We start from the raw sequence: 253 nt of genomic DNA on the forward strand, positions 1-253 counted from the left end.
TGCTACTACTGGTCCGAAGATTTCTTCTTTAATTAAGCGATCATATTCTGCAACGTCAGCAACGATTGTTTGTTGGATGAACCAGCCTTTAGAATCGTCTCATTCGCCACCTGTTAAGAGTCTACCTTCTTCTTTTCCAATTGCAACATAGCTCATCTCATTATCAAAGGCAGCTTGGGCATAAACAGGAGCCATCTTTGTGCCTAAACCAGCGGGAGTAGCGACGGTTAATGGTTTCGTTTAGTCAACAGCG

The 253-nt window shown here is 43.5% G+C and carries 1 pseudogene; it reads right to left on the bottom strand.

Annotated features, from left to right (window positions below):
• Window positions 1–240: pseudogene (locus tag JDS99_RS31355) on the bottom strand (aldehyde dehydrogenase family protein); the annotation flags it as partial.
• Between the last annotated feature and the right edge of the window lie 13 nt (window positions 241–253).

The organism is Bacillus cereus group sp. N6 (assembly GCF_016483705.1).
GTDB lineage: Bacteria > Bacillota > Bacilli > Bacillales > Bacillaceae_G > Bacillus_A > Bacillus_A wiedmannii.